The organism is Paenibacillus sp. FSL R5-0928 (assembly GCF_037970385.1).
Lineage (GTDB): Bacteria > Bacillota > Bacilli > Paenibacillales > Paenibacillaceae > Paenibacillus_AQ > Paenibacillus_AQ odorifer.
Genome location: NZ_CP150225.1, coordinates 4,645,009 through 4,670,809, shown reverse-complemented (window position 1 = coordinate 4,670,809; position 25,801 = coordinate 4,645,009). Strand labels below are relative to the sequence as shown.

At 46.1% G+C, this 25,801-nt stretch carries 26 protein-coding genes and 1 pseudogene; 21 read left to right on the top strand and 6 right to left on the bottom strand.

The window, feature by feature from the left end; genetic code table 11:
- The first annotated feature begins 19 nt into the window (after window positions 1-19).
- The 6 genes from MKZ16_RS21130 (at window position 20) to MKZ16_RS21105 (ending at window position 5,677) form a co-directional block, all read left to right on the top strand.
- On the top strand, window positions 20-715 hold the full coding sequence (locus tag MKZ16_RS21130; protein WP_076105240.1) for a response regulator transcription factor: 696 nt from the start codon (window positions 20-22) through the stop codon (window positions 713-715).
- A gap of 1 nt (window position 716) precedes the next feature.
- Entirely contained in the window at window positions 717-2,057 is a 1,341-nt protein-coding gene (locus tag MKZ16_RS21125; RefSeq protein WP_076105241.1) for a HAMP domain-containing sensor histidine kinase, read from the top strand.
- A gap of 98 nt (window positions 2,058-2,155) precedes the next feature.
- A complete protein-coding gene (locus tag MKZ16_RS21120; RefSeq protein WP_076105242.1) occupies window positions 2,156-2,869 on the top strand; it encodes a type II CAAX endopeptidase family protein in 714 nt (237 codons plus the stop codon).
- Between the two features lie 80 nt (window positions 2,870-2,949).
- Window positions 2,950-3,417, top strand: a complete 468-nt coding sequence (locus MKZ16_RS21115) for a MarR family transcriptional regulator (protein WP_076105243.1) — start codon at window positions 2,950-2,952, stop codon at window positions 3,415-3,417.
- A gap of 87 nt (window positions 3,418-3,504) precedes the next feature.
- Window positions 3,505-4,476: a ring-cleaving dioxygenase gene (locus MKZ16_RS21110; protein ID WP_076105244.1), complete on the top strand. Its 972-nt coding sequence runs from the start codon at window positions 3,505-3,507 to the stop codon at window positions 4,474-4,476.
- 106 nt (window positions 4,477-4,582) lie between these two features.
- The gene (locus MKZ16_RS21105) at window positions 4,583-5,677 is read left to right on the top strand and encodes a winged helix DNA-binding domain-containing protein (protein WP_076105245.1); all 1,095 of its coding nucleotides are present in this window, start codon (window positions 4,583-4,585) and stop codon (window positions 5,675-5,677) included.
- Between the two features lie 390 nt (window positions 5,678-6,067).
- On the opposite strand, the gene MKZ16_RS21100 is transcribed toward MKZ16_RS21105, so the two are convergent.
- Window positions 6,068-7,993, bottom strand: coding sequence for an FAD-dependent oxidoreductase (locus MKZ16_RS21100; protein ID WP_052097144.1), 1,926 nt, complete (start codon window positions 7,991-7,993; stop codon window positions 6,068-6,070).
- 181 nt (window positions 7,994-8,174) lie between these two features.
- Here MKZ16_RS21100 and MKZ16_RS21095 point away from each other — a divergent pair, with 181 nt between their 5' ends.
- Complete coding sequence (locus MKZ16_RS21095; protein WP_036688994.1) at window positions 8,175-8,696, top strand: PadR family transcriptional regulator; 522 nt, start codon at window positions 8,175-8,177, stop codon at window positions 8,694-8,696.
- Between the two features lie 68 nt (window positions 8,697-8,764).
- The gene (locus MKZ16_RS21090; RefSeq protein ID WP_076105246.1) at window positions 8,765-8,965 is read left to right on the top strand and encodes a hypothetical protein; all 201 of its coding nucleotides are present in this window, start codon (window positions 8,765-8,767) and stop codon (window positions 8,963-8,965) included.
- A 69-nt stretch (window positions 8,966-9,034) separates the two neighbouring features.
- Here the strand turns inward: MKZ16_RS21090 and MKZ16_RS21085 are convergent, their stop codons facing one another.
- Together MKZ16_RS21085 and MKZ16_RS21080 are read right to left on the bottom strand one after the other, a co-directional pair.
- On the bottom strand, window positions 9,035-10,303 hold the full coding sequence (locus MKZ16_RS21085) for an alkaline phosphatase (RefSeq protein WP_076105247.1): 1,269 nt from the start codon (window positions 10,301-10,303) through the stop codon (window positions 9,035-9,037).
- Window positions 10,304-10,431: 128 nt separating this feature from the next.
- Window positions 10,432-11,040 carry an isoprenylcysteine carboxylmethyltransferase family protein gene (locus MKZ16_RS21080; RefSeq protein ID WP_036688989.1) on the bottom strand — a complete coding sequence of 203 codons (609 nt, stop codon included), beginning with the start codon at window positions 11,038-11,040 and terminating at the stop codon, window positions 10,432-10,434.
- 107 nt (window positions 11,041-11,147) lie between these two features.
- Here MKZ16_RS21080 and MKZ16_RS21075 point away from each other — a divergent pair, with 107 nt between their 5' ends.
- Window positions 11,148-11,678 (top strand): hypothetical protein, encoded by a 531-nt coding sequence (locus MKZ16_RS21075; protein WP_038572309.1) that lies wholly within the window; start codon window positions 11,148-11,150, stop codon window positions 11,676-11,678.
- Here MKZ16_RS21075 and MKZ16_RS21070 read toward each other — a convergent pair.
- Window positions 11,648-12,139: a MepB family protein gene (locus tag MKZ16_RS21070; protein ID WP_339814686.1), complete on the bottom strand. Its 492-nt coding sequence runs from the start codon at window positions 12,137-12,139 to the stop codon at window positions 11,648-11,650. The genes MKZ16_RS21075 and MKZ16_RS21070 overlap by 31 nt on opposite strands.
- A gap of 108 nt (window positions 12,140-12,247) precedes the next feature.
- Here MKZ16_RS21070 and MKZ16_RS21065 point away from each other — a divergent pair, with 108 nt between their 5' ends.
- The 4 genes and pseudogenes from MKZ16_RS21065 to MKZ16_RS21050 all read left to right on the top strand — a co-directional run bounded on the left by MKZ16_RS21065 (window position 12,248) and on the right by MKZ16_RS21050 (window position 13,901).
- Window positions 12,248-12,409 (top strand): hypothetical protein, encoded by a 162-nt coding sequence (locus tag MKZ16_RS21065; RefSeq protein ID WP_155288153.1) that lies wholly within the window; start codon window positions 12,248-12,250, stop codon window positions 12,407-12,409.
- A gap of 12 nt (window positions 12,410-12,421) precedes the next feature.
- A complete protein-coding gene (locus MKZ16_RS21060; RefSeq protein WP_143759060.1) occupies window positions 12,422-12,910 on the top strand; it encodes a hypothetical protein in 489 nt (162 codons plus the stop codon).
- Between the two features lie 66 nt (window positions 12,911-12,976).
- Window positions 12,977-13,108, top strand: a complete 132-nt coding sequence (locus MKZ16_RS21055; protein ID WP_080742533.1) for a ParA family protein — start codon at window positions 12,977-12,979, stop codon at window positions 13,106-13,108.
- Window positions 13,109-13,131: 23 nt separating this feature from the next.
- Window positions 13,132-13,901: pseudogene (locus MKZ16_RS21050) on the top strand (IS5 family transposase).
- Between the two features lie 551 nt (window positions 13,902-14,452).
- Here the strand turns inward: MKZ16_RS21050 and MKZ16_RS21045 are convergent.
- Together MKZ16_RS21045 and MKZ16_RS21040 are read right to left on the bottom strand one after the other, a co-directional pair.
- Entirely contained in the window at window positions 14,453-14,662 is a 210-nt protein-coding gene (locus MKZ16_RS21045; protein ID WP_076273775.1) for a hypothetical protein, read from the bottom strand.
- Window positions 14,663-14,888: 226 nt separating this feature from the next.
- The gene (locus MKZ16_RS21040) at window positions 14,889-15,176 is read right to left on the bottom strand and encodes a hypothetical protein (protein ID WP_076105250.1); all 288 of its coding nucleotides are present in this window, start codon (window positions 15,174-15,176) and stop codon (window positions 14,889-14,891) included.
- Between the two features lie 213 nt (window positions 15,177-15,389).
- On the opposite strand from MKZ16_RS21040, the gene MKZ16_RS21035 reads away from it, so the two are divergent.
- From MKZ16_RS21035 to MKZ16_RS21000, 8 genes are all read left to right on the top strand, one after another.
- Window positions 15,390-17,198 carry a sensor histidine kinase gene (locus tag MKZ16_RS21035; RefSeq protein WP_076105251.1) on the top strand — a complete coding sequence of 603 codons (1,809 nt, stop codon included), beginning with the start codon at window positions 15,390-15,392 and terminating at the stop codon, window positions 17,196-17,198.
- Window positions 17,199-17,201: 3 nt separating this feature from the next.
- Entirely contained in the window at window positions 17,202-18,833 is a 1,632-nt protein-coding gene (locus MKZ16_RS21030) for a response regulator (protein WP_076105252.1), read from the top strand.
- Between the two features lie 172 nt (window positions 18,834-19,005).
- A complete protein-coding gene (locus MKZ16_RS21025) occupies window positions 19,006-20,388 on the top strand; it encodes a sugar ABC transporter substrate-binding protein (protein WP_038572290.1) in 1,383 nt (460 codons plus the stop codon).
- Between the two features lie 104 nt (window positions 20,389-20,492).
- Window positions 20,493-21,395, top strand: coding sequence for a sugar ABC transporter permease (locus MKZ16_RS21020; protein WP_076105253.1), 903 nt, complete (start codon window positions 20,493-20,495; stop codon window positions 21,393-21,395).
- 14 nt (window positions 21,396-21,409) lie between these two features.
- Window positions 21,410-22,246 (top strand): carbohydrate ABC transporter permease, encoded by an 837-nt coding sequence (locus tag MKZ16_RS21015; RefSeq protein WP_038572285.1) that lies wholly within the window; start codon window positions 21,410-21,412, stop codon window positions 22,244-22,246.
- A 56-nt stretch (window positions 22,247-22,302) separates the two neighbouring features.
- Window positions 22,303-23,313 carry a glycoside hydrolase family 130 protein gene (locus MKZ16_RS21010; RefSeq protein WP_038572282.1) on the top strand — a complete coding sequence of 337 codons (1,011 nt, stop codon included), beginning with the start codon at window positions 22,303-22,305 and terminating at the stop codon, window positions 23,311-23,313.
- A gap of 140 nt (window positions 23,314-23,453) precedes the next feature.
- The gene (locus MKZ16_RS21005; RefSeq protein ID WP_178944312.1) at window positions 23,454-23,612 is read left to right on the top strand and encodes a hypothetical protein; all 159 of its coding nucleotides are present in this window, start codon (window positions 23,454-23,456) and stop codon (window positions 23,610-23,612) included.
- An 83-nt stretch (window positions 23,613-23,695) separates the two neighbouring features.
- Window positions 23,696-25,654 (top strand): carbohydrate-binding protein, encoded by a 1,959-nt coding sequence (locus MKZ16_RS21000; protein WP_076105254.1) that lies wholly within the window; start codon window positions 23,696-23,698, stop codon window positions 25,652-25,654.
- Window positions 25,655-25,801 lie beyond the last annotated feature (147 nt).

Below are 25,801 nucleotides of genomic sequence, written 5' to 3'. Positions count from 1 at the left end.
TAGTTAGGGGAATTGAGCGATGAATATACTGATTGCTGAAGATGAAACTGATATAAGAAAACTAGTGAAAATACATTTAGAAGATCGATCCTATCGAGTATTCGAAGCCAAGGATGGCATTGAGGCTTTAGAGGTTGTTAATCAACATGAAATAAATCTTGCCATTCTGGATATTGTAATGCCCAAGCTTGATGGGCTTAATCTGTTGCGACAGATAAGAGAGAAAAGCCATATTCCGGTTATCTTGTTAACTGCCCGCGGTGAAGAAATTGATAAGATAGTGGGCTTAGGTCTTGGAGCGGACGATTATATGGTGAAGCCATTTAGTGCTTCAGAGCTTGTGGCTAGGGTTGAGGCGCAGCTGAGACGAAGAAATGTATACGATCTTAGCCAATCGATAACTGAAGAAACAATCCAACATAGAGAATTGAAGCTGAATTTAAAGGAATGTATGTTGTACATAAATGAAAGTCCGGTTCTTTTAAATGCCAAGGAATATAAGGTGTTACAATGTCTGATGCAGAGTCCTAATCAAATTTTTACGCCCAAAAAGTTATATGCAGCAGCGTGGGAAGAAGATTTCTATAGTGATAATAATACGATTATGGTTACCATCAGCCGTCTAAGGAATAAGATCGAACGGGACCCACACCATCCCGAATATATCGTTACAGTGCGTGGACTAGGTTACAAATTCTACAACCCAGGTAAATAAGATGAGAAAACAAAATATATCCTATCAATTGTTAAAAAACTATATCGCGATCTTTCTTATAACAACGGTTATAACGATATTGGTGATTGTTGCTTTATTTTGCATGAACAGGCTGGGATCTAAAGATATTATTTATAATCAGTTAACGGCTGCTAAGCTTATGCAAAATGACTATCAAAGAATTGACACTAGTGTTATTAATGATGTCGGGGGCAGTTTACAGGTTGTGAATTCCAATTACGAAGTCATAGACTCCATTGGCAACAATCCATTTACGTCCGAGCAGATTAGTGTCAAAGAATTTACGGATTTTCTAATGAATACTGGCGCTAACAAAAATATGATCACTGTTGAATATAATGAGCAGGAACAATTTTGGCTGATCGTCTCTTTACCTATACAAGTGAAAATGACAGGCAGTTTCCATTGGAATTCAGATTCACCTATGCAGGATCATACCCTTCGAATGCTTGGGTTTATTGGGTTAGGTTATTTGTTGATTCTGATTCTAAGCACGATGATTTATGCGAGAATTACGGCGGTTAGTTTCATTAAACCCTTAGACCAGTTGTCCGCTGCTGTTGAAAAAGTTAAGAATGGGGATTATTCAGCAAGAGTGCAGGTAGGCGGGAATCGGGAGTTTAGTCAACTGGAGCAGGCTTTTAATCATATGGCAGAAGTGATTCAGATCCAGACCTCGTTAAAAGAACAGAGTGAAAACAATCGAAAAAATCTAATATTAGATATATCCCATGATTTAAAAAATCCATTAACAAGTATTATGGGTTACGCAGAGCTTGAACTAAAAGAACAGGTGAGCGGTCGGATAGAACATTTGGAATTTGCCAAAATAATATACGAAAATAGTATCCGTGCCAATGTATTAATTCAGGATTTGTTTGAATTATCGAGAATGGAAAGTCCCGAATTCCGCTTGGATGTTACACCAGATGATTTCTCAGAATACTTGAGAGAAGAAATGATACATATGTTGCCCGAGCTTGAGGTTGCGGGTCTGATCCCTGATTTTGTAATCGAGCCAGAAGAAATAATTCTACAGTTTGATAAAAAAAGAATGAATCGAGTATTCTCAAACCTGCTTTATAATGCCATCGCTTATCAGGAGCAAGGTTCTACGTTTCAAGTTGTGCTGGAAAAGGTGAATGATGGAGCCAAGCTTACTTTTATTAATTACGGCGAACCATCAGCCTTGAACCCGGCAGGTTCTGGATTAGGGCTACTCATTGTTCAAAAAATAATAGCTGCTCATGGAGGGACTGTTCAGCTGAATACGCAAGATAACCAGTTTGAAATTATAATTGAGCTGAACCGGCAAATTTAAGGTCTATGTAAGATTACATTAAGTCGTATGAAATTTCCTAATGCTAAAATGGTTGATATTCAGTTTATTAACAATTTTACTTGGGGGAATAGATTATAATGATTGATGAAAAATTAAGTAAAAGGCAATTGATCTTGGGCGTTATATTAGCAGTAATGTACTTTTTAGGATTGTTCTCCATTCTCTTGATCAGGCCGGTTATGGAGATTCTTAACCATGTTTTTATTTGGCAGCCAGAACAACAAAATCGAATGGCCTTACTGTTGAATGGTCTGATCTACATAGGAGTGATTTTAGGTTTTAGGGGGTTCTATAAACAAGCTATCCATGATTTCAGACAATACTGGGTCCGTAATATGTTATGGATGATTTGGGGACTTTGTTTGATTATTATCATCGGAAGTATGTTGATTCCCACACTAATCTCCATTTTTCATCCTATTACAAAGTCTGTTAATGAGGTGGATTTACGGGCAATGTTGTCCTCGTATCCATTTATTTTTACAGTGAACGTGGTATGGATTGGCCCCTTGATTGAAGAATTAGTATATCGGGTTACCATTTATAGAACGATCCGCAGGAAGAGTCGTCTTCTGGCTTATCTGATATCCTCCTTTTTATTTGGCTTTCAACATGTCTATAGAGCCGTGGTGTTCCAGAGTAACTATAACGAAATGTGGAATATCTTCTCTTATATGGCTGCTGGATTAATCTTTGCCTACCTATATGAGAAAAGAAAAAATATATTAGTGCCTATAGGCGCGCACATGTTTAGTAATGGTTTATCTGTGCTTCTCTATTTCTTAAGTTAATACGAAACTTGACTTCATATCAGATTACTAGTAAACTGATAATCAAATAGATCCAATTCCAAAGCAATGGATGTGGCATAATGCGAGACAATGGATTCACTGAAGACAACAAACTAAGCTTGTTGATCTGGCTGCGGCTGGTAAGAGTTTATGACAATAGTAACGATCTTTCCAATGAGTTCTTGAAGCAGTTTGATTTAACGGTTAGCCAGTTTGATGCGTTAGTACAAATACTATTACATCAGCCTGTGACACAGATGGAAATTGCCGAGCATTTAACCATTACTAAAGGTGGAGTATCACATATGCTTGGCAGATTAGAAAAAGAAGGATGGATTGAGCGTAAGCAGGATTGGAAGGTGAAGTATATTTCTTTAACTGAAAAGGGCCAAGCGCTTATCGAGAAGGTTCTTCCTTTGCAATCGGATTTCCAAGCTTCGTTATTCGATCCACTGACGGACGACGAGAAGAAAGTATTTTACAGCATGCTTAAGAAGATTCACCGCCATAGCCAGAATGAGAATCGAATTTCCCGAGGAGTTCAGTAGTATTGTAAAAGCTTTATTGTGAATAAAGCTTCCTTTTTTCAGCATCAGTTTACTAGTAAACCATAATCATATTAGGAGGAAATTAAAATGAGCCAACAACAAATAACCGGACAACATCATGTATCAATGATTACTAAAGACGCTAAACAAAACCTATGGTTTTATACAGAAGTACTGGGACTAAGACTTGTCAAAAAAACCGTAAATCAGGACGATCCAACCATGTACCATTTATTCTATGGCAATCCTAATGGCGCTCCAGGCACCGAGGTATCTTTTTTTGAAATGCCAAATGCAGGGCAGACCCGGAAAGGAACGAACAGTATTTCTGCAATCTCTCTTCTCGTTCCTAGCGATGAGGCCTTAGTATATTGGGCTAACAGATTAGATACATTTGAAATCGCTCATGAAGCTATCGTAAGTATAGAGGAGCGTAATTCGCTTACTTTTCAGGATAGTGATGAATTAACGGTTCATCTGGTGTCCGCAGAAAAAGATAATGTGACTCAGCTGGTAGAACCTTGGATTACTGATGATATTCCACCACAATATGCCATTGTTGGTTTGGGTCCCGTTGAATTGACTGTCCGTGAGGCTAGCCGTACAAAGGCTGTTTTAGAGGATGTTTTAGGCTATACACAAGTTCGTAGAGTGCCATCCATGGGTGACCCGAAGGTAATGGTGGATATTTATGAAACAGCTAAAGGCGGCTTGTACACTGAACTTCAGCTCAAAGAAGTTAATGATCAAGACCGGGAAAGACCGGGAAAAGGCAGTATTCATCATGTGGCTATAAGAGTGAAGGATCTGGAAGAGTTAACCGCATGGGCTGCTAAAATCACAGCTGCAGGGTTCAAGAACACAGGGGTCATTGATCGTTATTACTTCCATTCTTTGTATTTCCGTGATCCGAACCATATTCTTTTTGAGCTTGCTACAGATGGTCCAGGGTTTGAGATTGATGAATCTTTTGATGCGCTGGGCGAGAATTTGACCTTACCTTCTTTTCTGGAAGAACGCCGGGAAGAGATTGAATCGAAACTTCATCCTATCCAATAATATAGCTAAGAAATAAGAAAAACTATGAGATTGGAAAAAATTATATTAAAATCATTCCTATAAGGTTAGACGATGGTTTGATAAGGTTCACTTAAGGAGGTAAAGTGTGACGAATAAAATGATAGCTGCTCAGCGTTTATATAATCAGAAGATCGTTGATTCCAAGCTAATCAAGCCCGAACAGGTCGTTAAAGAATTAGGGGCAATACAGGCGCAGGACTACATGCAGGCGATGTGGGCGATCGGATTACGTACTCCATCTTCGAATTTAGCTGATATAGAGTGTGCTATCGTTGATCGCAAGATGATTCTGAATTGGACGCTGCGTGGTACGCTTCATTTTGTCCCACCGGAAGATGTAAAGTGGATGCATCAGCTATCTGTGCCGCGTTTAGCGGGACAAACAAAGCGACGAAATGCAGAGCTTGGGCTAGATGATCAGACACTAGAACGTTGTAGACATATTATAGTTAATGCTTTACAAGGTGGAAAGCAGCTAGATCGTGCTCTTTTACTTCAGCTAATAGAAGAAGAAGGTATTCACACAGGGAACCAGCGTGGTTATCATATGTTGTGGAATGTTGCGTACCAAGGGCTGATTTGTTTCGGGCCGATGAATGGTAAGCAGCAAACGATTGTTTTGCTAGAGGAATGGGTGCCTCATTTTCGCGATCTTACTTACGAAGAGTCATTGTATGAACTCGCTCGGAGATATTTCACTGGACATGGTTTAGCAACTGTTCAAGATTTTGCTTGGTGGGCAGGCATAACCCTTACAGATGCCAGACGAGGACTGGAAGCGGCCAAAAGTCAACTGCAATCAGAGGTTATTGATGGCAGTGAGTATTGGATGTCTGCTCATCGGCTAGAGCCAACTGCTGAGGACTCGGGCGTTCATCTGCTTCCGGGTTTTGATGAGTACATTCTTGGTTATAAAGACCGAAGTGCCGTTCTAGAGCCCGACGTTGCTCCTTTGATAGTTCCGGGGAATAATGGTGTTTTTCTTCCAACGATTGTTGTGGAGGGTCAGGTTGTGGGTACATGGAAAAGAACCCTAAAGACCAAGGGGATTGAGATTGTGATCCATCCTTTTGCCGATCTGGGCGATACGGAAAAGTTGGTACTTAAAGAAGCTGAGCGATATGCGGCATTTATTGGGCTGCCGATACTCAAAATGAATGTGAGTGGTTCATTGACATGAGTATTTCACTATTCTCATCATTCTCACCGTTTTCATCTTTCTTACCATACTTTTGTGCGCACCTTTAACGCTAACGGACACCAGTGCACTTATTAGCTCCTAAATGCTGATTTGCTGAGCTTTTCGGACTCCAATGCAGTTATTCCCGTCGCAGCACCACTTTTGCCCCCTGTTTTTGCGGAATAGCGGCATCTGGGTCCGATAGATTCGTAAAAAGACTACTTTTAGCTCAATAGCGCCTCCTGAGTCCGAAAGACAGAACGGCATAATGGGTGAATGGTTGAATGGATACCGATTACCGGATAACCGCTCACGAATGCACTCTGAGTAAAAAATAACCCGGCAGGGCGACCTGCCGGGTTTGTTTCATAAATCTTATAGCTAGCTTAATTAGATTCGTCTAGCTAATTCAGCGCCTTCCCAAATCGCATTAAGCGCTCTACGCGCTTGCACCGCATCGCCAATTACATGATAAGGGATGGAGCTTTCCTCCAAGAAATCCTGAAGAGGTTGTTTGTTGAGGGCGCGTGAACCTACGGCGATTACTACATAATCAGCAGGTAGGCTGTGAGATTCGCCGTCTTTTTCAACAATTACGCTATCCCCTTGAATCGCCATACATTTGCTGTTGGTTATTAATTCAACGCCATGTCCATATAGACTTTCCATGACACAGATTTTACGCAAAAGTCCTAGATCATTAGCAACATCGGCTTGCATTTCAACTACAGTGATTTGATGTCCGCGTTCTACAAGCAGCTCTGCGACCTCAAGCCCCACTAAACCGCCACCGATAATAACGACTCTTCCTTCTGGATGAACCGTTCCCCACAACACATCATGTGAATTGACCACATGTGAACTGTCGACGCCTTCCACAGGCGGAATAATAGGAGAAGATCCGATTGCAAGAATGACCTCATCTGGACCAATTTCTTGGATTAATTCAGGTGTAACCTCTGTATTCAATCGAATGTCTACACCTTCACGTTTAGCGGTTTCTCCCATATTCAGAGCGGCTGCAGCCATTTCCTCTTTACGTGGTGCGGCGCCGGCAATATAAAGCTGTCCGCCTAGAATGTCATTTTTTTCGCATAATATTGGATGATGCCCACGTCGTTTCAGTGTGACAGCTGCTTCTAATCCACCAGGGCCACCACCAGCAATAAGTATTTTCTTGGGGATATTCGTTTGCTGCAATTCATATTCACTTTCACGGCCGGTTGCAGGATTAAACACACAGCTGATAAATGGCACATTAGGATTCACGAATCCATCGAAGCAGCCTTGGTCGCAACCCACACATTTAACGATGGTGTCTGCACGTCCGGCTAAAGCTTTATTGCAGAATTCCGGATCAGCCAGCTGCGCACGCCCAATGGCTACAAAATCAGCCAAACCCTCCGCGATTATCCGGTCTGCAATTGCTGGATCATTAATACGGCCTACGGCAATAACAGGGATGTTAACCACAGATTTAATTTGTGCTGCGTTATCTACATTGAAGCCCACAGGTAAATCGATTGGCGGAACTTCATATTTAATTGCAGCGCCAGCAGGGACCCCACGAGATACATTAATAGCATCAATTCCAGCTTCTTCAGCGAGCTTCGAGAAGAGCTTCATATCTTCCAGCGTAAGTCCGCCCGGTAGATCCTCAATTGCAGAAATTCTCATCAAGATAGGGAACCCAGGTCCAACCGCTTCCCGGATAGCGCGGATACAAGCCAACGGGAAGCGGCAACGATTCTCCCAAGAACCGCCGTATTCATCCTGACGAAAATTCATTGCAGGACTTAGAAATTGTTGGGGCAAATAACCATGGCCGGCATGGAATTCCACGCTGTCAAATCCGGCTTTCTTCGCACGTGAGGCTGTATCTGCGTAAGCTTGAACCATCTCGCCGACTTCATGATGCGCAAGTTCACGTGGTATATGACTTACGCCTTCAAATGGAACAGGTGAAGAGGAGACCTGAATTAGGTTGGGAGTTACTTTACCTCCATGCCATAACTGTAGACAGCTTTTGCCTCCTGCCTCTCGAATAGCTAATGCTAATTGAGCCATACCTGGAATAAATTTATCATCATAAAGGGCAGGAGCATCATCGGAGGCCGCCGTTGGGTGAATAGTTGTTACTTCTACAGTATTTAAGCCGTTGCCGCCTTTAGCTCGTGCTACATGGTAATCAATCAGACGATCACTGACGTATCCACCCGGCGCATTCATTTTCGTGCCCATCGCTGGTAAAATGACCCGGTTCTTAAGCTCCATATTTCCGATTGTGCCCTTGCTAAATAAATGTGTGAATTCCATATGATAACTTCCTCTCTACATATAGGTTAAAAATAAATAGGTTATTTTAACCTATATTAGCGAAAGGGAGGGCTGAAAGTATGTGCAAAAAATCACGAGTGATTTGGCAGGATTGTAGTAATTGAGGTAATATAAGAAAATGATGAACCGGATACGTATTCCGGAAGCCCGGAGGATGATTATGGATATTGAAGTTTTGATTCTGGCCCAATTAATGAAAGGGGCCAAACATGGTTATGAAATTAAAAAAAACATTATTTTTGTAATGGGCAATGATAAAATCGTAAACAATAACTCGCTTTATCCAAAGCTGAAATTATTTGAAAAGCGAAAATGGGTAATCAAAAAAACGGAAATTCAGGAACGCCGGCCTAAACGTTATGTATATTCTATAACTACTGAGGGTGAGGAGCGGTTTAACACCTGCTTAACAGAATTTACGCTGGAGACTATTCGAATTGATAATGAATGGTCTATTCGTCTTGCTTATTATGAGCTTTTGGATCAGGAGACACGTAGAAGATTGCTTGATTACAGAGAGACTTATATGAACGAAAAGCTGGACCATTTACAGCAGTTATCCAAAGTAGTAGGCAATAGTGAGGATATGGATTACTCTGAGGAGCTCTATTTTTACACCCGAAGTATGGTTTTACGAGAGATCGAGTTAATTAAGGAGCTGTCACGTAAATTAGAAGCATAAGGAAACAGTTTAGCACCCTATGAACCAATCATTTTTTAAAATATGAGGAGGTACAATAGAATATAAGATTGGAGAGTCAAGCTTATGACTGTGAAGAAATACTTAAGTATGATACAAAAGTAGCAAACGATAATGAGTATAATTTGATGATTACTAATAACAGTCCGTTATTTTTGAAAAGCGTAGTTGTAACAGAAGAAGAAGAAGAAGATAACAAGCACAAAAATGCTTTAATTGATGCTAATATCAACCGAGGTAATCAGAAGTGAGGATGCCCCCTGCTCAATAGAGAGCAGGGGGCATCCTCCTTAATTTGGCTAGTCTTTTATTGTTCGCCTTTATTTTTTGGCTTTAAAACCTGATGCTTGCATAAGCTTGGTGAATACTTCGGTGTTTTCGTAGATTCCAGTAAATAATTGTGCATTTTTGCCCATAGCTGTGATTGGAATATCAACCGCAGTATGGCCTGAGGTCGTCCAGTCCACTACAAAATTGTGTTTGGAATTGGCGATGGCGAATGGACCGTCTTCTTTGGATATGCCGTCACCGGACTCATCATCTGCGTCAACTGCTTCAATAGAAAATCCGCCGGTCTCATGATCGGCAAGAACTAGAACCAGTGTATCTGGATTCTTTTTGGCGAAGTCTTTGGCTACTTGCACGGATTTGTCCAGTTCTTGACCTGATCTAATCGTCATTTTAGCGTTGTTTTGGTGTGCAAATTCGTCAGTGCCTTCTTCTTCCACCATAAGGAAAAATCCCTTTTTATTTGTTGCTAGCGTATCTATAGCTTTCTTAGTCATCTCGGGCAGCGATACCACCGGATTATAAATATCCCCTTCACCCTCAGGATTTTGCTGGAACATTTCCTCGTTTGCGAATATTCCCAGTAGCTTGCCGTCTTTTGCTTTTTGCATATCCGCTTTGTTCGTTACATAGGTGTAGCCCAATTGTTTAGCTTTATCAACAAGGTTACCTTGTGTTCCTTTGCTTTTCTCTGAAGGATCTTCAGCGGGTTCATCTGGGAATTTCCCGGGATTGCCTGCAGGGTACCAGAAATCCTCACCCCCACCAAGCAGAACATCAACCTTGCTCTTAGTCAGAAGCTGGAGGGCGATATCACTTTGCTTTGAGCGGTCTTCGACGTGAGCACCAAATGCGGCGCCAGTCGCGTCTGTAATCTGACTAGTAGTAACGACACCTGTTGATTTTCCGGCATCTTTAGCATATTCCATAATGGTTTTAACACTTTTTTTATCGGCATCCATTCCGATAGCTCCATTATAAGTTTTCACACCGCTGGCATAGGCTGAAGCAGAAGCAGCCGAATCTGTAACAGGGACAGTGGAGCTTGTATGAATTAATCCAACGTATGGCATCGAATCCATTGCTAGATTTCCTTTTTCACCTACGGTGGCAAGCCGGATGGCATCACGCTGAGCAGCACCCATTCCGTCTCCAATAAACAGAATTACATTTCTTGTGTTCGAAGATGCTGCGTCTGCTTGATTAGGTGCATGAGTAGTGACTATGCTGGATACAAAAAGAGCCGTTGCCGCTGTCGCTACAATTGCTGTTTTGACGCCATGCTTTTTCGGTGATTTCATAATTTCCCTCCTAATGTATGTTTACAGTCTCATATTATAGTAGTTACATTAAGAGAATGTTTTCTTGTCTTGTAAAAAATGTAAAATGATATAGCGAATATAAATTATCCGAGCTGTGATAAAAGATTTTAAAATAGAAAATATCTAGGTGTATTATTGGAATATTGGATATATTCATCTCTGAATACGGACTTTAAATGTTGCTCTTCTTGAAGAATTAGTAAATGAATCGCGGCAATGTTAAGAATGAATATTAGGAGTGTTAACAGATTGGGGTACATCAGATACAATCCCAGAAACATGAGATCAAACCCGACAAATGCAGCGTTTCTACTATATTTATAAATACCGTGTGTGATGAGTTTGGTTACAGTAGTCTTATCAATCCCAACTCTCCATGAAGTGCGCATAGCAATCATAGCTTGAATGAAAATAAAACATCCGAGGGCAGCTACACCAACACCGCTAAAGTGAATTACAGGAATATCAAACGGTTTACCTACAAGTGTAACCATAAAGGACTCTGCTACGGAAAAAACAAACCATGCTGCGCCCCATAAAAAAGTAGAGGTTTTTACCAATAGCTCGGTATAATGGATCTTAGATAGTTTATCGCCTTTAGCCAGAACGTTTCCTTTAATGTGGTTTTTCTTGTAAAGTATAAGGAGCTTTAATAGATAAGAAATTAGGAAGATAAAGAAAAGAAGTAGAGATAGGATATTTTTAAGATCGCTCATTATGATTTCCTCCTTACCAATACATATGAATGATTGCTCATATGTTTGTTTATATCTTATTTCCTAATATTGTACATGTCAACTAATTATTGATTTAGGAGGATATCGTGAAAACAAATGTATACAAAAAACGGTGGCTTTGGGTGTTGGTTATCGTGGTTATTGCACTTGCAGGTACTGTAATCGGTATGCTGCTTACGCAAACTGGGCTTGCAACCTTTACATCCAATGCTTATGGAGTCTCTTTGAAGTATCCAACGGAATGGGTCGTCGATTCAGCAGATGATGAGAAGGGTCAGGGGGAGGATGGTTTTTTTCAATTATCCGCTATGTCTGGAGAGGGACAATCAATAGATGAAGTAGCTGAAATCATTGCCTCCCATCAGCTGAAACCATATGGCTCCAATCCGCAAATCACTGAACTGACATTAGAGGGGTTAAAAGAGGAAGAGAAGGCAAAGTTGATAATGCCTTCTACTGACCAAGGAGAGGAATGGAATCATCAAGCGGCGCTTATAATTAAATATCCCGAAGCAGTGAAAATAGGAGATGATGTATACTATTATTTTATTTTGCAGGGCGATAAGGAACATGTGGAGGAGATAGGTCAGACCGTAAGATTTACAGGTAAACCGTAAAGTGCTTGCGCACGAAGGTAGTCTATGGGTTTATTTGCAGGGATATCCAAGAAATATTCCGACTGCCATGTTTTCGTTTTTTGAGCTTGGCGACTCGTGGGATTGTCCCAAGGCGGGTAGACTCGAAAAGCTCTTTTTCCACCTTCACCTTTAGCAGATAGAATATCATGTTCTCCTAGGACAGCTTTTGGGAAAATAAATTGGCCAAAGTGATTCCCATTTCGTGTACTTATAACGAAGAGATCAGCAGGATCTGAGATGTCATAGGGTTGGATGGGATGATCTCCAATTCGCTCCCATAGTGTCACAAATTGCCCGACTTTAGTGGGTGTGATTATAGCCACCCGGAATCTAATGGCCAGCGCATTTAAGGTAAAGATATATGCTCCGTATTCCGCATTTTGCGGTTCAAGAATTGGTTCGGAGCAATCAAACCTGCAAGGATTATATACTTCTTCCATGGTAGCAAGTAAGTCACTATGTAGGATAGAAGTAAACATGGCCATCCAGGTTTATGAACGATTTTCTAAAATCATGAAAAAATATGACTAATAGAAAGGTATGAGAGGATGGATAACTATCAGGAGATCATAGCTTCGCTGAAGCAGCGCTTTCCGGAAGGGACAGTAACACACCGAAAAGATAAGAAGGGAGTTTATATCCCCAATCAGGTCTATACAGATCGAATTGAGACTGCAACAGGCAGTGAGTGGGATAAGGAGATTAAGTAGCTGGATATTAGTGTGCCACATCGCTATGTAAAGGCGATCGTACAGATCCGTATTGGACCCTATACTCGTGATGGCTACGGAGTATCGATTATGAATGGAGATCCTGCTGCCGAGCCCAAGTTAATACGTACAGCGGTCGATCAGGCAGTCAATGAAGCTTTCATCGACGCGATTGATACTTATGAGATGGGATGGAAGGATCTCGCCCCCTACAAGCTTGAGGACTGGGCAGGGAACCCAGCGCTTGCACATTTACAACAGAGTGGACCACCTGCAGGAGTAGAGGATGGAGCCGCTCCAATACAATCATTTGCGGTTTCAAACCATAAATGCCTGAAGTGTAAAGAGAATCTGACTAATGCCGAGTGGGAGTTGCTAGGACGGATACCGAACTTAAACCGCGAATCATTGGTATATTGCTTTGAGCATATACTGGCACATTTGAAACGCAAACTTCCCGAGCCAGTTTTGGCTGACTTTGAAGAGAAGCGAAACAGTTAAAGGAGAACGATATAAAATCTTTTTTACTCATTTTAATAGCCTACTGTTTTCAGGGAGGGAATTGAAATGTCCAAAACGACGGTTATTACCATTGCCAATCAGAAAGGCGGTACAGGCAAAACGACCACTGCATACAATCTTGCTTACGCTTTATCTAGGTCGTGTCTGAAAACTAAAGAATCCTATGGTATGATATGAGAAAAACGAATGGAGAAACAAGCATGATTCCAAGACGGTACGAAATAACCGATGAACAGTGGGAACAAATAAAGGACATGTTCCCCCTATCAAACAGGAAGACCGTCGAAATTAAGCAATCGTACGATGTTTAACGCCTTTCCTTGATTGCCCGAAGTGGTGCGGCATGGCGAGACTTGCCGGAAGAACGTTATGGTTCATGGAAAACGGCCTACAGTCGTTTCTGCAAATGGAGAGACTCCGGACTCCTTCTCGCCATCTTCCAAGCCCTTCACATCGAACCCGATTTTAAAAACTTGAGCATCGATTCTACATCGGTCAAAGCCCACCGACACAGTGCCGGTGCAAAAAAAAACGCAGATGGACACGAAGTAAACCAACACATCGGCGTCAGTCGTGGCGGCAAGACGACCAAACTTCATGCCATGGTCGATGGATTAGGCAACCCTCTAGCTTTTCTACTGACGGGTGGTCAAGTTATTCTTTTCCAGCGATTGAATTGCTTCAGGAGTTAGATATTATTGGAAGTCACATTCTTGGCGACAAAGCCTATGGCTCAGAAGCGATTCGGAACTGGATTACGACTAAACAGGCCACTTACACCATTCCGCCTAAAACGAATAGTCAACATCCATGGAAGGTCGATTGGTATCGGTAGAAAGAACTACACTTGGTTCAATGCTTTTTCAATAAAATCAAACACTTTCGCCGTGTGGCCACTCGTTACGATAAGTTGACTAAATCATTCCTCGCGTTTATATACATAGCTTCCATTTTTAAATTGACTCAATGATAGTTTTCAGATACGCCCTACACAGATGCTTCATTATTTTGTCAATGGTAGGGAGCGGGCCGTTCTGTTGTTGTTCTTTCTGAGTTCTTCCCGAGTTCTCTCCAACGTCCCAAAAAGCTTCATTTTGCCCAGATACCGGGAACCCTTACGGTCTTTAAACTCCTCTTCTTGGACTTGATTTCTGCTATCTTCTCAATAGCAGTCGCGACTCAAAATCGAGTGGGAAACCGTGGAGGTTCGAGTCCTCTCGCCCTTTACTAAGAGCAGTTCAATAGATTAAAAATCTGGTGGACTATTTTTATTTTTATTACTTCATTCATTCGGTTTGCGGAAGTGACCTTAAAACTGTATTCCAAGTGAGCATAGATGTTGGCTGTGGTGGAATAGACACTGTGACCTAGCCATTCTTGTACTTCTTTCATGCTAACGCCAATTGCTATGGCACGAACCCTACTGGTCATAGCCTATAGCATGCTGAAAAACAAAGAAGCTTACTTAGAAGGCCGACTCCAAAAACTAAAATTCGTCGATTCGTCTAGTTCCCCTTATTTTCACAGAAAAACTGTCTGTAGGTCGCGAATAAGTTGTCCCGAGGCAACTCCGACAAAACCGGTCTGCTCCAGTGAAATATTAAGGTTCGGTACTAATAGCGCTTCCATTGCTAATTCATCTTCAATGGAATGAAAAACAGGATGGCTGTCTACCAGCACCAAGTCTACAACCTCCAGTCCCTGCCTCCAACAAACGACCAGCTGTTTCAACCGCGATCAGTCCTCCCAAACATTAGCCGATTAGCTGAAATTGACGATGTCCGGTATCCAGAAGACGGGCCGCATAGTCGTCAGCAGCCAGTCGTTCGATCAATCCGTCAATGTTCCTGGTCTCAATAGCGCTCTACATCCGCAATCGTAATGCCAACAACTGGTCCCAGCCCTTATTCATCCAGGTGTCGAAGCAGCAAATGGAAGCAGTTTATTGTTCCCAGACCTATACATGGAATACCACATGAAGCGGACCAGATTGCTTGCCGCCATAATAAGTGAACACTGCGTTGCCGCCAGTATTCAGTTGGGGCAGGACTTCGCTCAACGTTCCCCCCATCTCTGTTTCATGCTTCATAGAATCGCCCTTGAAACCGTCAGTTTGGCTAATTGTATTATTTTTTACGTATGAGGCAACAAAATCAGTGAGCTCTGCTACTGTTGGATCGTTCAACATTTGCCGCAGAAAGGCATCAAACGGAGTGGACTGACCGTCACAAGCATAATTACTCAATCGCGTAGCTTCCCGTCAACCTGAGCCATGATTAATGAATCCGCACCATGTTAAGCGGAGGCCCCCTGCCTATTGATAATAAGGGACAGAATCAGCTAAATAGTCATGCCCTGTCTTGACGCCGGGCTGGAGCAGCCGTATGGTACAAGTGACAAGAACATACAAACATACAAACATACAAACATACAAACACATGCTCAAGAAGGGGGAACTATGAATAAATTCACAGCCTATGGCCGACAGATCCGGCGGCAGATCGTCAGCAGGTATTACCGGATATCCATCAAGCAGAGAATTCTGTTCTCGTTCATCGTGCTGATCACGCTGTCCATCAGTGCGATGGGCAGCTTCTCGTATTGGATTGCCGCGCAGGAGATCGAGGACAATGCCTACGCGGGCAGCCAGGAGACCGTAAGCAAGACGGCACAGCTGCTGGATTCCCGCCTGAATGATGTGGCGCTGTCCGTGCAGTCCCTGATGCTGAGCGATGCGTACCGCAAGATGATGCTCGATGTGTTCAGCCATGATGTGTCGAATTACTATGTGCATCTGTCGGATCTGCAATATGTGCTCTCCCAGGCAACGTTCAATCAGCCGATCATTGAGAATGTACTGATCGTTACCCCGATAGGCGATTTCTATTCCACTACGCAGACCCGGGCGCAGGACCATTCATTCTACGACTCGGAATTATATGGTCTGAGCAAGGGGAAGCCGGGCGGCTACTGGGCCAAAGGACATTATGACCGGTTATTCACGGGCAGCCAGCGGGTGGTCTCCTTCGTGGTCCGGGGAATTTATGAATACCCTTACACACCGATCAGCAATGTATTTATTGTGGTCAATATCAGGGAGAGCCGGATAAATGAGCTGCTGAATAAAGGGGGACAACAAGCGGGATGGGATTATTACCTGGTGAGCGGTGAAGGCGAGGCGGTGGTGGAGTCCCACTGGCCCTTCCAAGGCAGGTTCCCCTGGAAGCCGATGCTTGCCGGAGCCGGGACAGCAGCCGGTCCCAAGGATTACAACTACAGCTATGGCGGGAAGGAGTATCTGGTTAATTATACAGGCTCAGCGGCATCGCCGGACTGGATCATCTCCGGCATGCAGTCGAGGGACCAGCTGCTGGGCAAGCTGCAGCGGGTGCAGCGCATCACCCTCTATGTCATCGCATTCTTCCTGCTGGCCACCTGGCTGATCTCCAATCAGCTGACGTCTGTGCTGCTTAAGCCGCTGTTCAAGCTGCGGCGGCTGATGCGCAGAGTTGAGGAGAACCAGCTAAGCGTAGTTTATGAGAGCCGTTATGAGGATGAGGTTGCCCAGGTCGGCTATCAGTTCAACCGGATGATGTCGGAGATTAAGGTGCTGATTGCAGATGTGAAGGCCAAGGAGGAGGACAAGCGTCATGCAGAGATCCGCGCACTTACGGCGCAGATGGAGCCGCACTTTCTGTACAATACTCTGAATACCATTTATTGCAAATCGGTCATGGGCGAGAATGATGATGTGAATGAGATGATCCTGTCGTTGTCGCAGATGTTTCAGATCGGGCTCAGCGGCGGCAAGGATCTGATTCCCCTTGAGGATGAGCTGTCCCACATGCAGCAGTATTTCGCCCTTCAGCAGAAATGCTATGAAGGGTTGTTTGAATACACGGTGACTGTTGAGGACGAGGCCCTGCTGTCCTGCCTGCTGCCCAAGATTATCCTGCAGCCGGTGGTGGAGAACAGCATTCAGCACGGGTTCAGCGACCGGACCGCCGGCGGCCGGATCGACATCACGGTCAGCCGGGAGCAGGAACTGCTGCATATTTGCATTACCGACAACGGGCGGGGTCTTGATGCTGCACGGGTCAAGCAGGGGATGGTCAGGGCTCCGCAGTCGAGGAAAGGTTATGCCCTGTTCAACATCAGGCATCGGCTGGCGCTGTATTACGGGGCCGAAGCACGTATGGACGTTGGTGGCGAACCATGTAAGGGATCACGGACAGATCTGTGGATTCCGTTAGGGGAGGAGAGATGAAGGATGGACTGGGAGCTGGAGCAGGAAAGGTTCAAGTTATGTGTAATCGACGATATTAAAAGTGTGGTGGAGATGGTCTCGCGCAAGCCGCCGTGGCAGGAGCACGGTATTGAGGTCGTCGGTACGGCGCTTGACGGTGATGCGGGGCTGCAGATTATCCGCGAGACCCGGCCGGACATTGTGCTGACGGATATCCGAATGCCAAGAATGGACGGCCTGCAGATGACCCGGGCGATTCTGGAGGTGCTTCCGGACTGCAAGATTATTATCCTCAGCGCCTACTCGGAGTTCTCTTATGCCCAGGAAGCCATCCGACTAGGGGCGCTTGATTTCGTCAAGAAGCCCTTTTCGCTGGACGAGATTATGCAGGCTGTGCTGAAGGCCAGGGAGTTGTGCCGGGAGGAGCGTCAGGAGACCACCAGACTTGCTGTGATGGAGGCCAAAATCAGAGAAAGTCTGCCTATTCTCCGCCAGGAATATCTCATCTTCCTGCTGCACCACCAGACGACAGAATCGGATGCACGTTCCCGCTGGGCCTATCTCGATATCCCTCTGGACCAGCATGATTTCTTCGTGTTTGTCGCCGAAATCGATCATTTCACGGAGAAACTGAGCGGCCAGCCTGTGCAGGAGGTCGAGCTGCTGCGGTTCAGCCTGCACAATATTCTCGAAGAGACGATTTCCGCCTGGACCCGCGGCGTCATCATCCGGGAGGCGACAGACCGGTATGTCTGCATCATGAACGGCTCGGACCCGGATACGGCCGCGCTGGTTACGGAGGCCTGCTGCACGAATGTAAGCCGGTTCTCCCGGCATACGCTTTCCATTGGCGTGGGGCTGGGCGCAGCGGCGATTCAGGAGCTGAGCGCAGCGTACAGGCAGGCGATTAGCGCGCTGGGTTATCATTTCTACACCGGAGGCAACGGGGTCTACATTTACAGCAATATCGAGAATAAACCGCTCGCACTTCACAGCTACTCCGCCGCCGTCGAGCAGGAGCTGCTGTTCGCCCTGCGTTCCGGCAATTCTGCCAAAAGCCTGCAGATGCTCGATCAGCTATTCGCGGAGCTGCTGGACAGCGGGCTTTTGCCTGAGCCGCGTTATGTGGAAAGCGTCGGCTATGAGCTGGGCTACAGGATCTGCCGGGTCCTGCTGGAGCAGTTCCCCTACGGGCAGGTGGAGCCGCTGGAGCGCAGGATTGCCGTCATGAAGAACCAGGTGCATCCTTCCCTGCAGGATATCCGGGACCTGCTGTCCGGGCTGTGCCGGGAGGCCTGTGCGCTGGTTACAGAGACCCGTTCCCTGGAGTCCACGCGGATTATCCGCCAGGCCGCCGCTTATATCGATAGCCATCTGGATACGGGACTGTCGCTGGAGCAGGTAGCGAAGCAGATTAACCTCAGCCAGGGGTATTTCTCCAACCTGTTCAAGAAGGTGCAGGGGATTTCGTTTCAGCAGTATGTGATGCACGAGAAGATGGAGAAGGCCAAGGCGATGCTGATCAGCGGACGGCAGGTTCAGGAGATCGCCCAGGATCTTGGGTATGAGCACAGGCGCTATTTCAGCGAGGTGTTTAAGAAATATACCGGAATGACCCCGTCCGAGTTCAAACTGCATTATCTTGGAAAAGAATAAAAATGCGCAGGGGAGGCATGTCCGCAGGGCGGAGGTGGCCTCCCTTCACTGTATAAAGCTTCTGCAGAAATCTGCCCTTAAAGTGGGCTTACCCGCCTTATCCGGATGCGCCAATCCGTCTATAATCAGGTTGTAAGCGAATACAGCAGGGATATATAAGGGGGAACTACCAATGATGAAGCGTATGCTAATAACATCTCTGAGCCTGGTCCTGGCACTTGGCCTGACAGCCTGCGGCAACGGTAACGGCGGCAATGCTGCAGAAGGTAAGGGAGACGGGAAGACAGGCGGCTCGGGGGACAAGACCAAAATCAGCTACTGGACCGGCGACCGTCATGATGCGGATTTCGTGAAGGACAAGGTAGCCGAGTTCAACGCAACCAATACCGACGGGATTGAGGTGGAACTGGTCGTCAAGGGCGACGACTTCGATACCGCACTCGATCTGTCCTTCCAGACCTCCGATGCGCCGGATGTAATCCGGGTGAAGGAGAATACCATCCAGACCTTCTACAAAAAAGGCTTTCTCGCTCCCATTGACGAGTTCCTCACCGATGAGCTGAAGACGAAATTCCCGGCCATGCCGGATCTGAATGAATTCGACGGCAAGCGTTACAGTCTGCCGAATTATGGAACAACCATGCGTCTTGTATACAACAAGGATCTGTTCGCCAAAGCAGGCGTTGAGCATCCGCCGGCTACCCTGCAGGAGCTGGTGGAAACCGCCAAAAAATTGACGGAAGCCGGTAAAGCGGATGGCGCTTACGGCTTCGCCCAGAACTTCAAAAGCCCCGGAAGCGCGTTCGGGCGTTCGGCGCGGGTGATTGCGGAGATGAGCGGCTACGGCGGCTTCGGGTATGATTTCAAGACGGCCCGCTACGATTTCAGCGGCTTCGAGCCGATCATCAATGCCTTTAAGCAGATCCGGGACAACGGCAGCATGCTGCCGGGTGTGGAATCACTGGATATTGATCCGCTGCGGTCGCAGTTTGCAGAGGGCAAAATCGGAATGTATATGTCCTACTCCTCGGAGCCGGGCGTCTACAAGAATCAGTTCCCGGCCAAGATTGACTGGGCAGCCGCTCCGGTTCCGACCATCGACGGCACCGTGAAGGGGGCTTCGGGCTTCCTCGGGGGCCAGTGGCTGGCGCTGAGCTCGAAGTCGGAGCACAAAGGAGCAGCCTGGAAGTTCATGGAGTTCATGTACGGCGATCAGGTGCTGACGGATTATCAGGAAAAAGGCTTTGGCATCTCCATGGTTCCATCCGTCAGCGCAGTAGCCAAGACACCGGATGTGAACGGCATTGAAGGCTTCCTGCCGAACAAGCACGATGGAGTGTGGCCGGTCTATCCGTCTGTAGCACCGGAAGGGATGAAATCGGATGACGCCTTCTTCAAGTATATGCTGAACGGCGGCGATCTGAAGGCGATTATCGCCGATCTGAACAAACGCTATAACACTGCACTGGACAGCGTGATTGCGAATGATGGCGTGAAGGCCGAGCCGGATGCCGGCTTTGACCCCGCCGCACTGGGCGGCAAGTTCGCCAAGTAGACGGAAGGTTAGGGATAGAGATATAGGCCAAAGCAGAGGGATGGGGAAGCAGCTTTCCTCTCCCTCTGCTCTGGCCGCAAGGGAGAGGAGCCGGAAGAAACCAGATGAACAAAACAAAACAAGCCTTATTTTCATACAGCTTTATCTTTCCAAGTGCCTTGCTCACGTTGGTCCTCGGGATTTATCCGATTGCCTGGGCGTTCCGCTATATGTTCTATGATTACAAAGGGTTCGGAACGGCCCGGTTTACCGGGCTGGCCAATTTCAGACGCATCCTGAAGGATACCCAGTTCTGGGAGTCGGTGGTGAACACGTTTGTCTATGCAGGCGGCAAGTTGCTGATCACCATTCCGCTGGCTCTGCTGCTGGCCGCCATATTGAATCGAGGGCTGCGGGGCAGACAGCTGCTGCGGGGGATTTTCTTCATGCCGACCGTCATCAGTACTGCCGTAATGGCCGTAGTCTTCTTCACGATCTTTAACTCGTATAACGGGATTCTCAACCAGTTTCTGATCCGTTCGGGCCTTTCCGATTCCGGTGTGGACTGGCTGGGGCCGAAATATGCCATGCTCACCGTCATTCTGGTTGCAGCCTGGGGGGCGGTCGGCAATTACATGCTGCTCTTCCTTGCCGGTCTGCAGAATATCCCGGAGGATGTTTATGAGGCCTCTTCCCTGGACGGAGCAGGCAGAATCCAGCAGTTCCGCTATGTCACCCTGCCAATGCTCGGGCCTGTCATGCAGATGGTCATTATGCTGGCGATCATTACAGCTTTGAAGGGCTACGAGAGCATTATGGTGCTGACCGAAGGCGGCCCCGTAGGCAAGACAGAGGTGATGTTCCTGTATTTGTACAAATTATTTTTCCCTGTCGGCGGAGGCAGCGCGGCGGTCCAGGTCCAAGAGTTCGGATACGGCAGTGCGGTCGCCTTCGTGTCTGCGGTCATCGTCGGGATCATATCGCTCATTTATTTCTACGCATCCAGACGTATGAATCAGACCGATTGAGGAGAGAGGATATTATGAGACTAAGAACCATACTGGGCAATATCATCCTGTGGATTTTTTTGCTGGCATTTGCTTTTATCACCCTGATTCCGGTCGTTATCACCATTCTCGGCTCCTTCAAGACAAATGCCGAACTGACTGCGGGAGCCACCTTCCTGCCGGATAGCTGGCACTTCTCGAACTATGCCGAAGCCTGGGCGCAGGCGAATTTCTCCAGATATACGCTGAACAGCCTGATTGTCTCTCTGGCGGCGGTGGTTGGCACGCTGCTGGTATCATCCATGGCGGCTTATGTGGTGGACCGGATGGATTTTGCAGGCAAGAAATTGTATATCGGCCTGCAATCCTTCACTATGTTCGTGGCAGTAGGGGCGGTCGTGCTGCGCCCGCAGTTTGATCTGATGGTCAAGCTTCATCTGCACAGCAGCCTGTGGGGGGTCATATTGATTCTGATCTCCGCCCATGCTTCGATCTTCTTCATTCTGTCCAGCTTCATGAAGGGGATTCCCCGTGAGCTGGATGAGGCGGCGCTGATGGACGGCAGCTCCCCTGGCCGCACCTTCTGGCGAATTATTCTGCCACTGCTCGGACCCGGACTCGGCGTAGGTGCGCTGTTCACCTTCCGCGGCGCGTGGAATGAATATTTGCTGCCGCTCGTGTTCACGATGACGAAGCCGGAGCTGCAGACGCTGACTGTCGGGCTGGCGAACCTGAAATACGGGATTTCGGCCGCTTCCCAGACCCACTATATGATGGCGGGCGCCTGCTTGTCCATTCTGCCGATTCTCGTGGCCTATCTGTTCGCCAACAAATCCTTCATGCAGATGACGGCCGGTTCCCTCAAAGGGTAGCGGTCCGGCCCTGCGCAACCCATAATCCATCTTTAACATTCAAGGAGGTACACCCCATGACTCAACACGTTCCGGCGATTCTGCAATCTGCCCCGTTCATCCGGCGGTATCCGGGCAATCCGGTGCTGGCTGCAGCGAAGATTCCTTACCCCACCGCACTGGTATTCAATGCTGGTGTAACGAAATTTAACGGCAAATATGTGATGATCTTCCGCAATGATTACGGCTCACTGGCCGATCAGACGCTTGAGCCGCACCACACCACGGATCTCGGCATTGCTTACAGTGACGACGGGCTGAGCTGGACCGCCGGCCCGAAGCCAGTGTTCAAAATGCATGACGAGGAAATTATCCGCGCCTACGACCCGCGCCTGACCGTGATCGGCGGCCGTTGTTATATGTGTTTTGCCGTGGATACGCACCATGGCATCCGCGGCGGAATTGCCGTTACCGATGATCTGGAACACTTCGAGGTGCTCAGCCTGTCTACACCGGACCTGCGCAATATGGTACTGTTTCCCGAGTTGATCGGCGGCAAGTATGTCCGGCTGGAGCGTCCCTTCACGGTATACAGCCGCGGCGGCAGGGACCGCTTCGATGCCTGGATCTCCGAGTCGCCGGACCTGAAGCATTGGGGCAACTCCAGCCTACTGCTCGCCGTCGAGCAGGTGCCGTTTGCCAATGACAAGGTCGGTCCGGCCGCACCTCCGGTCCGGACGGATAAGGGCTGGCTGACCACCTTCCATGCGGTGGATGTGGACCCGGCCAGAGGCAAGCATGGTTGGGAGGACACCTGGAAGAAGCGCTATACCGCCGGAATTATGCTGCTGGATCTGGAGGACCCCCGCAAGGTGATCGGCATGAGCAGGCAGCCGCTGCTGGCACCGGAGACAGACTATGAGATTGGCGGGGGCTTCCGCAATCATGTGATTTTTCCGGGAGGGATGATTCTGGAGGATAACGGCGAGGTCAAGATCTATTATGGCTCTGCGGATACGGTAGAATGTCTGGCAACGGCCCATGTGGACGATCTGCTCCGACTCTGTCTGGAGCCGGAGCATAGATAAGATTGGAAGCAGGCTGAGGGCGGAAATGCGGAGTAACAGTGGGGCCATGTGCCATGATTGGAGCGGCTTGCGCGGAGTTTGTGCATGAAGTGCAACAATGCTAAATCAACAACAGCGACCGTGGGGAGATTATCCATAAAATGCAACAATACAGCTCAGTAGTAGCGACCAACGCAGAAATCCTGCACAAGGTGCAACAAAACCAGGACCGTATTTTAAAAGGAAACTTTGCTGATGCAGAAAAGGTTAGTATTACTCTGCCACTTCCGAAGCTGAACAGGAATATGTCGATTTTATGAAAAGAGTAATAGAGCATCACTGGTGAAATCATTATTCACTGATGACAGAGTATTTCCTAAAAATATGAAAGAGGTGTTTATTTATGCTGAAAAAGTTAAAATTATTAAGCTTAATTGTTTGTATGCTCGCCAGTCTTTTAGCTGTCGTTCCTTTGACAGCAAGAGCGGCGGATACAATTGTAAGCTATCCATTACCGTCGATCTATACCACGACCAGTCAATACACGGTAACAGCAGACTCTACAAATATACCGGTAATCGACACTTCGGCGGTATTTGTAAACTATAATTATTGTAATTTCTCTTTTTCAGGTACTACTACAATCACAATAACAGCAAGCGAGACAATCAATACCTATAATATTTCTCCCAAAGCTTTGGGAATTAGTGCAACAAAGAGCGGAAATACACTTACATTTACACTTTCATCACCAACATATCTTATAGTTAAAATCAATAACCTGAAAGATCTGGTTATTGCGGCAGATGCTCTTGAAACCAATGTTCCGGCTTCATCCGGTACAGGTATATACAATGTTAAAACTCAATACGGTGCCGACAGTACCGGTGCCGCTATGGCTACAACTGCAATACAAAACGCCATAAATGCGGCTAACGCAGCAGGTGGCGGTATAGTATACGTTCCAGCCGGTGTTTATAAGTGCGGAAACCTTGTTTTAAAAAGCAATGTTTCGGTTTATCTGGAGGGTGGTTCTGTTATAAGGGGTTCAGGAAATCCGAGCGATTACACTACCCATTTTCATAAGAATTCTCTGGGTAAGGATGGAACATGGTTTATTTACACCGAAACAAATGCAAACAATATTAAGATATACGGCAGGGGGACTATTGACGGCAATGGCCATTATATGAGAAATACAAAGAATTATTTGAACAATATTCTTGTACCCTTGCAGTGCAGCAACTTCACGGTTGACGGCATAACAATAAGAGACAGCGGGGGCTGGGCTACCATAGTTACAAGATCCAATAACGTCACATTCCAGAATACAAAGCATTTCAACAACAATGAACTTGATTATGAAAATGATGCAATAGACATTCAAGAGAGCCAGAATGTACTAATAAAGCACACGGTAGCAGTATCGGAGGATGACACATACTCATTTAAGACATGGGATGTAGCAACTACGGATATAGCTGCAAACTGGCCGGGAAGTCCTGAAAACCAGTCAAATGTAGTTGTGGATGATGCTTTGGCTTGGAGCAGATGTGGAGCATTTAAGGTTGGAGATGGAGTTAAACAGCTTCAGGATGGCATTGTTGTTAAAAACTCTTATGTATACAGGTGCTGGCGCGCTTTAGCGGTAGGTCATCTTTATGGGACTACACCAGCACAAAACATCATATTTGACAATATAGATGTAGAAGGCTTCTGGCCAAGATCCGGTGTTCACTCCAGATGGTTTGATCTTTCTGCAAAAAGCGGACCGATAAAAAATGTGGTCTATAATAATATCAATTTACGCGCTTTAGGTGAAATTTCAGTAATGAAGGGTTGGAGTGATACATTTACTGTCTCCGGAGTTACATTAAACAATGTTCGCGTCGGTGGAGTTGCGGCAACTACATTGACAGAATTGAAAATAACAGATACTAACAGCTATGCTGAAGCTCCAAAATTCAACACATTGAAATTTGAAGCGGAAGGCTATAACCTTAGTTCAGGTGTTATTTCCTATGAGGCAAGCACTGATGGTGGGCTGGATGTTGGTGGAGGGAGTAATGGCGACTATATAGCATTTAAAAATGTAGATTTTGGTAGTACAGCTAAAACAAGTATTGATTTGAAGGTCGCATCCGCTAATTCCGGCGGAAGAATAGAATTCCACTTGGACAGCCCTACAGGCACTATGCTGGGTTATTGGACGGCAGAAAGCACAGGCGGATGGCAGACATGGTCAGTCAAGAATATCTCGCTTAATGCCGGGACAGCTGTAGGAACCCATACAGTATATGTTACTTTTGTTAAGTCAGATTCAACCACAGTTGCAAATTTAACTTGGTTCCAGTTCAAATAGAATGGAAACGGTTTGATTTAATTGCAATAAGATGGATAAAGGGGTATATCAAATGATATGCCTCTACATTCAGCTAAAGTTTTTTTCTACGACTGACCAACTAACACAAAAAAACAGCAAGTCTCCTAAGTGAAGTGAAATAGGGAC

Coding starts and splice junctions, on each gene's coding strand:
- MKZ16_RS21005 (WP_178944312.1), top strand. CDS start 23,454: ATGCAACAATACAGCTCAGTAGTAGCGACCAACGCAGAAATCCTGCAC.
- MKZ16_RS21035 (WP_076105251.1), top strand. CDS start 15,390: ATGAATAAATTCACAGCCTATGGCCGACAGATCCGGCGGCAGATCGTC.
- MKZ16_RS21080 (WP_036688989.1), bottom strand. CDS start 11,040: ATGAGCGATCTTAAAAATATCCTATCTCTACTTCTTTTCTTTATCTTC.
- MKZ16_RS21120 (WP_076105242.1), top strand. CDS start 2,156: ATGATTGATGAAAAATTAAGTAAAAGGCAATTGATCTTGGGCGTTATA.
- MKZ16_RS21025 (WP_038572290.1), top strand. CDS start 19,006: ATGATGAAGCGTATGCTAATAACATCTCTGAGCCTGGTCCTGGCACTT.
- MKZ16_RS21130 (WP_076105240.1), top strand. CDS start 20: ATGAATATACTGATTGCTGAAGATGAAACTGATATAAGAAAACTAGTG.
- MKZ16_RS21055 (WP_080742533.1), top strand. CDS start 12,977: ATGTCCAAAACGACGGTTATTACCATTGCCAATCAGAAAGGCGGTACA.
- MKZ16_RS21070 (WP_339814686.1), bottom strand. CDS start 12,139: ATGGAAGAAGTATATAATCCTTGCAGGTTTGATTGCTCCGAACCAATT.
- MKZ16_RS21125 (WP_076105241.1), top strand. CDS start 717: ATGAGAAAACAAAATATATCCTATCAATTGTTAAAAAACTATATCGCG.
- MKZ16_RS21100 (WP_052097144.1), bottom strand. CDS start 7,993: ATGGAATTCACACATTTATTTAGCAAGGGCACAATCGGAAATATGGAG.
- MKZ16_RS21010 (WP_038572282.1), top strand. CDS start 22,303: ATGACTCAACACGTTCCGGCGATTCTGCAATCTGCCCCGTTCATCCGG.
- MKZ16_RS21015 (WP_038572285.1), top strand. CDS start 21,410: ATGAGACTAAGAACCATACTGGGCAATATCATCCTGTGGATTTTTTTG.
- MKZ16_RS21020 (WP_076105253.1), top strand. CDS start 20,493: ATGAACAAAACAAAACAAGCCTTATTTTCATACAGCTTTATCTTTCCA.
- MKZ16_RS21030 (WP_076105252.1), top strand. CDS start 17,202: ATGGACTGGGAGCTGGAGCAGGAAAGGTTCAAGTTATGTGTAATCGAC.
- MKZ16_RS21095 (WP_036688994.1), top strand. CDS start 8,175: ATGGATATTGAAGTTTTGATTCTGGCCCAATTAATGAAAGGGGCCAAA.
- MKZ16_RS21115 (WP_076105243.1), top strand. CDS start 2,950: ATGCGAGACAATGGATTCACTGAAGACAACAAACTAAGCTTGTTGATC.
- MKZ16_RS21085 (WP_076105247.1), bottom strand. CDS start 10,303: ATGAAATCACCGAAAAAGCATGGCGTCAAAACAGCAATTGTAGCGACA.
- MKZ16_RS21110 (WP_076105244.1), top strand. CDS start 3,505: ATGAGCCAACAACAAATAACCGGACAACATCATGTATCAATGATTACT.
- MKZ16_RS21000 (WP_076105254.1), top strand. CDS start 23,696: ATGCTGAAAAAGTTAAAATTATTAAGCTTAATTGTTTGTATGCTCGCC.
- MKZ16_RS21065 (WP_155288153.1), top strand. CDS start 12,248: ATGGATAACTATCAGGAGATCATAGCTTCGCTGAAGCAGCGCTTTCCG.